The sequence below is a fragment of the Paenibacillus sp. SORGH_AS_0306 genome (genome assembly GCF_030819345.1).
Taxonomy (GTDB): Bacteria; Bacillota; Bacilli; order Paenibacillales; family Paenibacillaceae; genus Saccharibacillus; species Saccharibacillus kyungheensis.
On sequence record NZ_JAUTBP010000001.1, the window covers coordinates 4,951,492 to 4,964,899 of the forward strand.

6 protein-coding genes are annotated in these 13,408 nt (G+C 40.6%); 4 read left to right on the forward strand and 2 right to left on the reverse strand.

Features of this window, described 5'->3' with window-relative positions; genetic code table 11:
* Nucleotides 1–4: 4 nt before the first annotated feature.
* Nucleotides 5–1,408 (forward strand): M20 family metallopeptidase, encoded by a 1,404-nt coding sequence (locus tag QE450_RS22030; RefSeq protein WP_307302144.1) that lies wholly within the window; start codon nucleotides 5–7, stop codon nucleotides 1,406–1,408.
* 115 nt (nucleotides 1,409–1,523) lie between these two features.
* On the opposite strand, the gene QE450_RS22035 is transcribed toward QE450_RS22030, so the two are convergent.
* Nucleotides 1,524–3,422, reverse strand: coding sequence for a hypothetical protein (locus QE450_RS22035; protein ID WP_307302146.1), 1,899 nt, complete (start codon nucleotides 3,420–3,422; stop codon nucleotides 1,524–1,526).
* Nucleotides 3,419–4,378 (reverse strand): hypothetical protein, encoded by a 960-nt coding sequence (locus tag QE450_RS22040; RefSeq protein ID WP_273614570.1) that lies wholly within the window; start codon nucleotides 4,376–4,378, stop codon nucleotides 3,419–3,421. Before QE450_RS22040 ends, QE450_RS22035 begins: the two co-directional genes overlap by 4 nt.
* A 665-nt stretch (nucleotides 4,379–5,043) precedes the next feature.
* On the opposite strand from QE450_RS22040, the gene QE450_RS22045 reads away from it, so the two are divergent.
* The 3 genes from QE450_RS22045 to QE450_RS22055 all read left to right on the forward strand — a co-directional run bounded on the left by QE450_RS22045 (nucleotide 5,044) and on the right by QE450_RS22055 (nucleotide 13,159).
* A complete protein-coding gene (locus QE450_RS22045) occupies nucleotides 5,044–6,813 on the forward strand; it encodes a vWA domain-containing protein (RefSeq protein WP_274171182.1) in 1,770 nt (589 codons plus the stop codon).
* Between the two features lie 528 nt (nucleotides 6,814–7,341).
* Nucleotides 7,342–10,731, forward strand: a complete 3,390-nt coding sequence (locus QE450_RS22050) for a tubulin-like doman-containing protein (protein ID WP_307302151.1) — start codon at nucleotides 7,342–7,344, stop codon at nucleotides 10,729–10,731.
* Between the two features lies 1 nt (nucleotide 10,732).
* Nucleotides 10,733–13,159: a transcription initiation factor TFIID gene (locus QE450_RS22055; RefSeq protein ID WP_307302153.1), complete on the forward strand. Its 2,427-nt coding sequence runs from the start codon at nucleotides 10,733–10,735 to the stop codon at nucleotides 13,157–13,159.
* The last annotated feature ends 249 nt before the right edge of the window (nucleotides 13,160–13,408 follow it).

A 13,408-nucleotide genomic window follows, 5' to 3' on the forward strand; every position in this document is an offset into this window, starting at 1 on the left:
TATTATGATCAATACCGATACGATTCATCGCTCTATTGATGATCGTCAACACAAATGGACAGCGATTAGTGATCAGATCTGGGAATATGCAGAGACTCGTTTTGAAGAAAAGCAATCTGCTGAATTGTTATGCCTTGCTCTAGAGCACGAAGGATTCCATGTGGAGCGTGGAAGTGGCGGTATTGAGACTGCATTTATAGCCAGTTATGGAAGTGGTCAACCTGTGATCGCTTTGTTAGGGGAATACGATGCATTATCCGGACTTAGTCAGCAATCAGCTAGTGCAACTGAACAAGCGGTCGTGGCAGGTGGCAATGGTCATGGATGTGGTCATAATCTGCTTGGAACAGGTGCATTAGCGGCGGCGGTTGCTGTTAAAGATTATATGGAGCAACATGGATTAGCCGGGACGGTTCGTTATTACGGTTGTCCTGCGGAAGAAGGCGGCTCTGGCAAAACATTTATGGCGCGCGAAGGGTTATTTGACGATGTGGACAGTGCAGTCACATGGCATCCTATGGATTATCATAGTGTGATGTCGGTTCATACGTTGGCGAACTTTCAGATTTATTATAAATTTAAAGGCAAAAGCGCTCATGCCGCTGCAAGTCCGCATCTAGGAAGAAGTGCGCTTGATGCGGTAGAACTGATGAATATTGGTGTGAATTACTTGCGAGAACATATTATTCAAGAAGCTCGTATTCATTATGCAGTGACTCATACCGGTGGTTTATCGCCTAATGTGGTACAAGCGAATGCAGAAGTGTTGTATCTGATTCGTGCCCCTCATGTACGAGAAGCCGCTGATATTATGGAAAGAGTTCATGATATCGCTAAAGGTGCGGCACTGATGACAGGTACAGAAGTAGAAATTGTATTTGATAAAGCATGTTCAAATATTATTCCGAATACCACGTTAGAACAGGTTGTGTATGACCAATTTGCTCAATTTCCGATTCCGGAACATACTTCAGAAGAATTAGCATTGGCTACTGCGGTGCAAAATACATTAACAGCGCAAGAAAAAAAGGGCAGTCCACATCTACCTGCCACTCTTCAAGGTAAAGTGTTAGCAGATCATGTGAATCCATATCTGCATGGACTCATGTTATACGGATCAACCGATGTATCAGATGTAAGCTGGATTACGCCTACAGTGCAGTGTACAACCGCTTGCTTTGCGATTGGTACGATGCCTCATAGTTGGCAATGGGTTACGTTAGGAGCAACTTCTATTGCTCATAAAGGTATGTTATATGCCAGTAAAATTATGGCGGCTACTGCTATTGAAATTATGCAAAATCCTCAGTTACGTCAAACTGCACAAGCAGAACTAAAAGAGCGATTGCAAGGCGAGACGTATATATGTCCGATTCCAGCAGATGTTGTTCCTTCTGCGACCAAATAAAATCAGTAAGATCAAAAGCAAAAAGCTATCTATTTAGAGTGTATGTACTCCTGATAGATAGCTTTTTGCTTTATTTTTAGCTATTAAAATTAAATGCTGTGCCTCTAGTAAAACCTTATTGCAGAGATTCGACTTCAAACACAGGGATCGTGATATTGGATTCTAGATTGGCAGGAGCATCAGGAGCGTCTACTCCATAGTCTGGTTCTTGTAGTAATCCTGTTTCGTCTGTTGATTCTGGTGTTCCATTTTCTTCGGTAGGTGTATTATTTTCACCTGTAGAATGGGTGTCGCCAGCTCCTAATGTGTTAGTAAATGGTTCAAATTCACCTCGGAATACACCGGAGACAACGAAGGAACCTGTACTCCAGTTCAATTCTCCTCGAAGACGAATATATTGCTCTCCGACTAATGCAATCGCTCCTCGATCATCCGCATCAGTAGATACAATATTGACTTCAAATGACACAGGCTCATTAAGATAGCTTGTTAATGTACTTCCATCAATAGAAGTATATTCATTCTGTGTTTCGGTACGTGTGTACTCTCCATCTTCATTACGGGCATAGATAGCAGTCTGTCCTTTTTCTAAATCAGATGGATTTTGTACCTGTATCGTTTGATTGTCACCGATTGTATATCCATCAGCTTCGACAGAAAGCAACGCACGGAATCCACTAGGTTCAACCGCATAAAAAGAAAAAGTAGCTGTACGATCTGTAGTAGGTTCGGATTGAATTTCGATCACAGGTTGATCAGGTGTCCCTAATTGATTCACGATCGCTAGACTACGGATCTGAGATGCTTGCTGTGCAATTTCTCCAGACAGAATACTGGTATCACCATTAGCGGTCATTCTGCCAATATAGAGATGATTTTCAGCATCGGTTGCTAATGCATAGACATCTGCATTAAGTCCGTTAGTGCCTCCAACTACATGTTGATACGCAACTGAAGGATTAGAGCTTTGCAACACATACAGCGGATCACTGGAAGCCCATGTGACCTTTGTCTGTGCTATCAGATTGGTAGTATCTTGGACAGGTTGTATCGCTTGGTAAATATCGAGAGCCTGTTGATACTGACCTGCTGTCACCATATTATTGGCTTCACGAAGTAATGAATTAATCTCATTATTGATCGTGGTTGTCACAGGAGAAGAACTTAGATTGACTGTAGTGACCCACTGATTAAAGCTTTGAGCATGAGTAACAAAGTTATTGATCTGCTGATTTGCAATATCGGTGGCAAGAATCTTGGCTGCATTATTTTGCGCCGCAGTTAATACCCAAGTTGCACTCCAATCATGTTGTTGATAACCATCCCATGTACTGCGTGCTTGTTCTAGAAAAGCAGTAAAATCACCGGCGGCTGCCAGACGTGTTAATTTGGTCTGATCATACGTTTTGAACACTGTATTGAGATAAGATTGGCGTGTGCCTGTAACTGCTAGATATTTTTCCGGAATCTGTAATAGATTCCATTTATCCGATTCATCAGTGTAATTGCGCTTTTGTAGATTATTTTGTAGCCCTGCTTCGAACAATTCACGAAAAGCTTGAAAATCGGTTTTTAATTGATCATTGATCTTCGATTCATTTGTAATTTGCTTGTATTGAACCGTATACCTTTTGTCAGCTTGTTGTTGCTGACTGAGACGTTGTTGCCATAATTTATAAGCGGTAAGATACGCTTCAAATTGTTGGGTACTGGCGGCAGATTGAAGCTGTTGCTGACTGGAACTTACTGTCTGCTTCCAATCTGTAATCGGCAATAATTGCAATAAACGATTAGCAATATGTTCATTCTGGTACTGAATCGATGTGTTGGTATTCGCTTTTTGATAAAAGGTTTCGGCTTCTACCCATTGCTTCTGATCATAATAGCGATCTGCTTCTTGCACAGCATGGATTTTTTGCGAAATTTGAACTCCTTTATAGACTGCTAGTACGGCTGCAATAGCGCAAGCTACGATTAACAGATTACGTAATGCAAATAAACGAATAATACTCATGAGATCCCTATTCCAGGAATAGCAGGCTCAAAATCAGAATCGCCTTTGTATAATTCTTGACGAATAGTTTCCAAGTCTATTGCCATTGCACTGTCTTTTTGTGCAGGATCGTTGTTAATCATCCGGTACAATCGTAAAAAACGGTCTTTCGGTAAAAAGCGTGCGTAACGACGAACAAATCCAGGATACATCGTGACATAACGCTTCATTCGTACCGCTGCCGAAGTTACACTGACCAGAATATTCATTCCATTTTCTAATTTCAAAATCTGAGGTTCGTTCGCTATCACATAACGAATAGCTCGATCTTTCACCATTTCGCGTTTGATCTTGGCAATTTCACCGATATATTCGGCTAATAAAGGATCAAAATCTTGCACAATCAATGAATCTAGATCCAGATCCATATCACTACGCAATCGGAAATTTTGCAATAAAGATAATTGAGCCAGTCGTAGACGATCATTATGCACAACAACGGCTGCTTGACGTAACATATGATATCCTTCGACATCTTCACCACTACGTACAGCCGTTACAGCTGTTGATTGATCACGTACAGTGCCTTCATAGATCGTTTTACTATCTGTTTTGAATAAGCGTGCTAACTGCCGTAATGTTTCTTTAGATATCATACGGCGTTGAACCAAAACAAGAACCGCTATACATACTGCACCTGTGATCACAGAAATAACGATTTCAGTGACTTCTTTCGATACGACAACCGCTATAATAGTAAGAAGAAGAGCAAATAGAATCTCATTCATCATTTTGCGCTTAGCACGTAGACGGGCATGTTGTGTCACAGGAACAAGTGCTTGCTTGCCACAATCCGGACAAGCATCACCAGGTAAAATGGTGTAATTCTGACATTTCCGGCATATTCGTAAGTTATCGTATACACGCCGGGTGCGATGAAGCACCGGTAATTGAATCGATTTTTTGGTTGTTGTCATAGATTAAGATCACTCACTATACATCGTATTTATAAATAACTTCAGGAGTCTGCTAACAAGGAATTGGGTAAATCTGCGAATCTGTTAGCTTCTTTGGTTAATAGTAGATAGTAACTGCTTTTCTAATTCATCTTCTGTTGGGACACGTTTGCGTTTAAATGCGTACATAGACAATCTTAGGATAACAAAAAGAAACAAAACAGCGAGACATACGTATGCAAACATATGACATTCCTTTCTTAATCAGATTTATCGAGTCTAACTTTAATCTAAGGGAGGATCGGTATTACTTGTTGAATTATAAAGTGTTCAACAACCTCACTATACCTATATTTTAGCGCATAATCTATTACAGAATAGCGAAAATTAGGAGTGATATTCAACTTTTAGCCTATAGTCTAGTGGATTCCCCCGTCTTAAGGTGGGGAAGATATTTGCGAATATGCGTTATAATGGTATCCGGCTTGTTATGATAAATAGCGCATATGTGTTTGTGATTTATGATCTAAAATGGAGTAAAATGGATATACCGATAAGAATAGTATCAAATTTTTCACTTTATGATTTTTAAGGCATGTTAAGGTGAATTTAACCGGCGCTTAATGAAAATGTCGTAAGATGGTGTACGATAGCGCCATCTATCTATCCAGTGAAGGAGTAGACTTATGTCCCGAAGAAATACAAACTTTATGTATATCCTGCTAGCTTTGGTTCTGTGCCTGACACAGTTGCCTAGCACGATGTTCGCTGCTTCAGCGACAAATAGTACTAATAATTCCACTACACCGATTGATGCGGTCTTGGTACTGGATGCTAGTAATTCTATGAAATCCAGTGACCCGCAACAACTAGGTAGTGAAGCGATGAAATTATTTATAGATATGCTACCATCGCAAGGCGATCGAGTAGGAGTTGTATCGTATACAGACCGTATTGAACGTGAAAAGGCATTGACTGCTATTCAATCTGCTGATGATAAAACACAGCTCAAGTCTTTTATCGATGGTCTAACACGAGGAGCGTATACGGATATCTCGGTAGGAATGAAAGAAGCCGTTAACATTTTGCAAGACAATGCACAGCAAGGACATGAACCGATGATTGTATTGTTCGCTGATGGTAACAATCAGTTGAACAGTAATTCCGGACGCAGTAACAGTGATGCAGATAATGATCTGAATACAGCTGTAGCACAAGCCAAAAAAGACGGGTATCCTGTCTATACAATCGGGCTGAATGCGGATGGTAAGCTAAATCAAGAAGCATTGAAAAAGATTGCTGATGATACAGGTGGTAAATCTTTTGTAACAACTTCGGCGCAAGACTTGCCAGAGATTCTAAGTGAGATTTTTGCAGATCATCAAGAAGTGAATGTGGTACCTGTCGATTCGATAACAGGTAACGGACAATTTCAAGATGTGAAGATTCATATTCCGAATGCCAATGTAAAAGAAGCAAATATTTCTATTATGTCGTCAGAAGCGGTTGAAGTGAAATTAGTCGATCCATCAGGCAATGCTGTAGCTGTACCATCAGATAAAGTCAGCATGTCTACTTCCAAAAGCTATTCGCTAGTTAAATTGTTATCTCCAGAGCAAGGAGATTGGACATTACAGGTTAAAGGTGTCGATCAAGACAAGATTGATATTAATCTGGTGTTTAACTATAACCTGGAATTAGCACTAGATCCTATTCCGACCAAAGCATACAGTAAAGGCGATAAAATCGATATCGTTTCTTATTTAACAAGCGGCGGTCAGAAATTAACAGATAATTCGCAAGCAAGCAGTATGAAAGCTGTACTGAATGTGAAAGACATGGATACAGGAACAACCAGTCAAGTTCCTTTGACTACAGATGGCAGTGAATTTAAAGGTACATTTGAAGTGCCTGACAATCATGTCTATCAACTGGTTGCTCGTGCAGAAGAACAAAGTTTTTATCGTGAGACTGCTCCAGTAACGATTGATGCCAAAGGCGGTGTATCCGGTAGTGGCGAAAAAGCGGGATTAGGTCTGGTTACATGGATCATTATTGCAGTCGTTGCGCTACTAATACTTGCAGGATTGTGGTTCTTACTCGGCTTCTTGAAAAAAAGAAACCGCGGCTTTGTTGGACAAATGGTTATCGAGATTCGCGATGAAAATACCGGCGAACGCTCTTACCCACAATACAAAAAACTAACTACATTCCGTGGCAAATTTAACCTGCATCAACTGGTTCAACTTGCACCAGAACTGAAAGAAACGGAAAATATTATTTTCACACCAAGCAGTAACGACCGTATTATGATTCGGAACAACGCGGACAACGTAATCGAAAAATCCGCCCGCGCGATCGATGCTTCTAAAGGCTTTGAACTTAAAAGCGGCGACCGCATCACGATCAGCTTACGTCAGGTCGACAAAACAATTATGCTTGAATACCTAACATAATTCCTATACACAAACTATTCATATTACATCTGTATACTGAAACAGAGTGTGTATCATGCTGAAATTAGGTTGTGTATGCTAAAACACAAAGATATTCTTTTAAAAAATGGTCTATCTCTTTTCAAAATCTCATAATCATTGATTACAATATATTATTGAAACCAAAACGTATCTTTTAAAGTATGTATCTCATGACATATATCTTAAGATAATGAAATTCACATTCTATTCTTTAAATTGTATAAATGTTTAACTACAACCCAGCACCGGATTGCAAATCCAAGCGCATTCAATCTCTCTTCTTCCTACCCAAGCGCTCCAAAGTGGAAGGATGCACAAGCGAAGGGGATGGAATCGTTCTGAAAGTCGCCTTTAAGACTCGGATATCGACCACTCTGTGGTCAAATCAAGATATCCGATCTTACCAGCGACGCCAAGAACGATCCACCCCCGCAGCGCTTGTCCTCACCTCCACCAACCAACACACATTCAAATAAAGAAATTTAATTCGCCCAAGGGGGATCATTCATGAAACCAATCGTTAGAGAACACATTCAACAACTGGACGTATCACTTGGCGGTGGTATTGTCAGTGATAAAATACGCGTCGATACAATCGACAACCCTATTTTGATTATCGGACTTGGGGGTACAGGTATTGATGCACTATTGCGTCTGAAATACCAGATCAACCGTCGCTTCAAACTTCCAGAAGATCCAATGACTAAGAAAAAACAAGACAAACCAGATAACGTTGAATTTCTTGCTTTTGAAACGAACGAACAAGATCGCAACAAAAAATATAAAGGCATCGGGCTTGATCCAATTAACGAATTTGTATTGCTGTCCAATGCAGAGATCGGTGGATTGCTACAAAACCGTAGTCTGCTAGAACCTTATATCACTGAATGGTTGTCTCCAGAACTAGGGATCACTGACGGTATGAACGGTGCGGCTGGTGTACGCCAAGCAGGACGATTGCTGTTATTTACTAAAATTAATCAGGTCGTACAAAGTATAGATAAAAAGATCAAAACGCTGTCTGTTGGTACCAATAAAAAATTAATGGTCTTTCTACTAACAGGGCTATCGGGTGGTACAGGTAGTGGTTGTTTCTTAGATATTTCATATATTGTACGTGGTATTGTAGAACGCGATTATGGCGCAGCAGGGGTAGACCGTCTGAATATGCTCGGTTACCTGTTTACACCAGACGTCAACTTATCCAATAAAAGTCTAAGTGAGCATACACGCGAATATATTCGCAAAAATGGTTATGCGGCTCTGAAAGAACTGGATTACTGGATGAATGTCGATAGTCGTGGTGAACGTTTCAAACAGCAATACGGCAGTATACTCAATGTAAATTCGCCACTTGCACCATTTAATCTATGTCATTTGATCTCAGCAACCAATACCGAAGGTAAATTGCTTGAAAATGCATATGATTACTGTATGAATGTAACGGCTGAAAATATTACGAACTTTATGGCAAGTGAAGAAAAAGCGTCTGGTGAAGAATTTGCGATCCATGACTATATCAGTAATATTCGTACCAATATTGCACAGATGAATCGTGCATATCCTGCGAACTATGAATACAATATTATTGGTGCTTCTTCTGCGGTATTACCAATCGAAGAAATGACCACATATCTAGCGTATCGTCTATTCCAAAAGATGGACAAAATGTTCGATCAAGCGCCAGACCAAGAAGCTGTTGAGAATTTTGCCCGCAAATTAGGGGTAGATGTCGAGACGATGACCAAAACATTCGAATCTCGTGTACCTGAACCATTGCCTGGATTTGAAAATAGTGAACGTCTAAGCTTCAATAATGTAGTTAAAATGCAAGCTGTTAATATGGATACCGAACTTGAGCAGACCTTCCTGATTCGTGCTCGTGAAGAATACATCAAAGCGAAGCAACAATTGCCAGGCGAGATCGTCGGACAATTTTCAGATCAGATTCGCCGTATGTTCTTACATCCAGAACAAGGCCCATTCTATGTATCACGTCTGTTGTACTCGGAAAAAGGATTCTCACTACTGAAAATGCTTCTTTCGTATATCGAAACATTGCGTGAAAGTCAGACACGTATTCCGCGTGATATCGAATCAGCAGCTGATTATGCGAATGAACGTCTAGGCGATGCGAAAAGTGCTTTCGTTTCTAAAGACAAAAAGAAAAATGTATACATTGAAGCTAAAATCGACGAATACTGGTTGCGTGCAGATGTAGAACGTACACAACAAATGATCGAATTTTATGAAGATTTATATGAAATGTTAAATCGTGAAAATAACCGTATCTATGGAGTATTTACCGAAGTACTAAATGCATTAAGCTCTATTTTCGAGAAAAATGGTGAGTTGTTGACCAATGCGAATGAGCAAGAAGATCATCGTGGGAACAAAACGTATTATTGGAATCTAGTGAGCGTACCGGATATTTCCAAAGCGGTGAGCGATATTATGGATAGCAAAGATGGCGATGATCTGATTCGTGATTTCTCTGCACAATTGCTAGAACATTCCGATCAATGGGTGAAAGAGCAAGAAGTCGATATTGTACGCTCGATCTCTGATTTCTTGAGCGACAAATTCGGTGATCTGATCACACGTTCAATGGAAGATTTCTTGGTGATGAAATACGGTCAAGACGAGCCGATTGAGAAATTCGTAGAGCGCACGATTGCTAGTAAATTGGATGATGAAGCTGTACCGGTGTTCCATTTGAGCAATAGTGCAGGTAATCTGCATTTCCCTTCATGGGGATTTGTATCTGTTCCTGTTCAAGCGCCAAGCATTTTGCGTGGTATTCGTAACTTCCAGAACAATGCACTGGGTAAATCACACTTTACGATTAAAGAAAGTAAAGTTAAAAACCGTATTTTCTGGTTGAACACTCGTAATGGTGTGCCATTGTTCGTCTATACACCGCTGAAAGTATATGAAGAGAACTATGAGCGTACGATTCTGGATCGTGAAGGTATTGGTCGCCATTTGGTACAGACCGAGAAAGAAAACTGGACATACTTGCCTTCACCTATTCCTGAGCAATCATGGGGTGAAACGTACACCAATGCTCGTGTACAAAGCTACAATGCTCGTGTGCGTGCAGACTATGCGCGTGCAAAACAACTAGGCATTATTGTTGAAAAAGATGCAGACCAAAATACAAGCAGTCGTTTTGCTGTTCATTTCACACAGCCATTCGATCTGGTTCCTACGCTTGCTAGCTATGATATGCGTCTGGATGCACCTCGTCCGAATCTAGGTGAAGTGAAACGTGCACTAGCAGAACTTAGACGTCTTATGGCAGAAGGCTTGCCACATGAATCTACGAAAGATATCTTCGGTAGCTTTAACGAAGATCTAGCACGTGAGAACTTGATTCGTTCACCAAAAATGATCGAACGTGTACGTGCAGAACTAGCGAAATATGAAAGTATTCAAGCCAAAATTGTAGAACTAGAAAGTATGTTAAGTCGTTATGAAGGCGAAGAAAAACTAACCGATCAGTTCTTACAAGCATTGTATACCGATACGATTACTAAAAAAGGTGCATTGTACGTCTATGATCGTGATCCTGAAGAAGAAGCTTGGGATGCTTTTGCAAATCTGATGAAGAGCCGTAATTTTGTGGAATTTGAAGTATTTGAACATTTCCGCAATCTAGATCAGAAAAATCGTGCAACATTGATGCGCAAAGCAGATCGTCGTGACAATGAAATCACTTCGTCTGAAGATATTGCACCGCTTCTAAATAAATTAGATGAATTGTACGAAGCGTATCTGGAAGCAAGAGATCGTCTAGAATACGAACGTGTCGAATTGGCTAATGGAGATGAAGCTTACCAGTTCTACAAACAAATGGTTACTAAATTAAGCGATATTCGCCGGAAGTTGAAATAAGATGGACGTTCGGCTGAAACAATTCGCAGATGCATATGCTGCTGACGAGGAGAAAACAGCCGGGCAGGGAGATGGGCGGAGCAGTATTCACTACCCCGCCGTTTTCCTGTTTATCGGGGATCTGATTCAAGATGCTGTCCGTCCTGTTATGCAGATTAATGCTCAGAAGTGGGATAATAGTGCTGGCGTGATGTATGTGGAGATTGCTCCTGAACCTACAGGAGAAGAACAGCAAGCAAGACGGGCTAATGAAGCTCGGTATGAACAAGAACAGAACGTGAATTCTATGCGTACAGGTCAAAGTATAGGTTCATTAGAATCGCAAAAAATCACTACCTTCTTATCTCGTCCGACAGTTAACGATCATAGTAAAAAAACACAACGGCCTGATTGGCATCACCATTTTCAAAAAGATGGCAAGCATCTGCTGGAACTGAATCGTACGTTCCGGCAGGCGGCTCGCCGTTTAGCTGAGTTCGGACGGATGTATTCTTCTTTTGATCGATTGCATGTATCGGTGATAACGCGTGTTGATGATCCGATGAATATTTTGGTTCCAGAAATATCGCTATTAGCACGTTCGATTCTAGGTCAATCTTTCAAATCAGTGCAGATGGATATGTATGCGCTCATTTATGAAGGCGATCAAGAAGAACAATTTGGATATGCCAGTTCAGCAGGAGTAGCGTTTCTAAAAGAATTGGAACATATTCAACGTGCAGATTATACATTGACTGCACCATTACAACGTACTGAAGATGGATTAGCTGTGATGGTACAACATTCACCATCGCCGTTATTTGAATTAGCGTATGTGTTATCTGATCGTAATGAACGCGGAATTTCGGTTAATGGTGGGATGGAAAGTAGTTACGATATTATTTGCCGGATTAGCTTGCTCAAAAATCGTCAACGTCTGGAAACAGGTGGAGAATCTTCTTTTTACGGATCTGATTATAATAATAATGCTTTCAAAAATAATGTTCGTAATGGGGAAGGCAATCAAGGGTTAGTGTCTGCTGGATTTGCTAGAGTCAGACGACCGGATCGAGCGATTGCATTAACTGTTTTGGAGCAATTTTTCTATGGAATAATGAAACGAATGAAACATAAAACGATTCTAGGCAGTCGTGAAAAGTTCGAGTTGTTAGGTCTGGATGAACAACGTATCGACGAACGAGTTGATATGTTAGTCCCTAATAGTAGTCGTTTGGAAGATATGAATGGTCTTATGACCCGTACAACAAGCTTTAGTCATCTGAAATCGCTAAGTCTACGTGAAGCAGAACATGCATTGTTCGAATATGGTGGAGAACGCTTTTTCCATGATAATTATGAACAAGAAATGATCAAGCGGATCGAACAATGGGATGCAGGGCGTGAACTTCAAGCTAATATTGCAGAGATGCTTCGTCAACATCCTCCTCTTCATTTCTACCAGCTTGCAGAGTGGACCGATGAATCTGGCGAACAGAGTATGTGGAATGATTATCATGCACGTACTCGTGATCTAATGAATACGCTTGAAAGTGCACAGGCTGAATTAGATGAATGGTATGACAGCCGGGCAGACGATTTATCTTTTCAACGATTACCATTTATGGAAAAACACAATATTCGCGGGTTAACCCGTGCCTTGATTGATACGATTTATCCACGCAAATTGCATATTTTAAGATTGCAAACTAGATTGCGTCTATATCGTCGGTTCGAAGAGCATCTTACTGCTGTTCATCGTGATAGTATGCAACAGATAAAAAGTATGGATACGATCGGTTCTAATCTACAAGCGGCGGCAACAGACAGTATCCGTACAGCAGATGATTATATCGGGCAAAATATCCATGATTACTATAGTCGTCTTACGGCTGAAGTGATGGAGGAGATTGAGGAAAAACGTGGCGATGGTGCTTTTTTTGAAGAGCGCAGTGTAGGCGATGTGACATTGCTGTTGCAACAAGGAGCTTCGACGCTGGTGGAACGTCTGATGGAGGTGTGTCGTAAAGAACTATTAGCATCACGTTCATTTACACAGACATTCGAACAGGAACTGTTGAATCGTGCTAATGTTACGATTGAGTATGAGAACAAGCAGGCTTTATCGCAAGAAGATTTGTTCAAAGAACTGTATCGTACTTTAGAAGATCGAGCGGTTATCCATATTCGTCTGCTGGATTATACGCATAAACATCGTTATGAAGAAAAATATATGTTTGGTAATGCTAACGGTGACTTTGTCCGTTATGCCGCAGGTGTAGATAATACGACTCGCATTTATAAAACAGGATTCGTCCATGAAGATCGCACCAGTGGTGTAGAAAAGCTGAATCTGATGGGTGGATTTACGATTGAAGATTTAATTTACTATCGTAATGGTAAAACGTACTATGATACGTATATTGCAAACGGGTATGATTTTCACGTCTAGCTTTTACTCTGAGTTTGACCGCTTCGGGAAAGAAATTGCTCTTGTCGTCGCTGTTGCAAGATTGTCCCTTGAATAAAAGCTTTGCAGTCGGGACAATCTTGCAAAGGCGATCGTTTCACTCTTTCAGAGCAATTGCCTTTCCTCCGCTCAGAGCAGGGAGTAAATGCTAAAAGTTCAAAATAGGAGCGTTTGCCTGGCAGGGTGAGGCAAGTGGTGAAGGATAAGAGCAAATTACTTTTAAAAACTTTA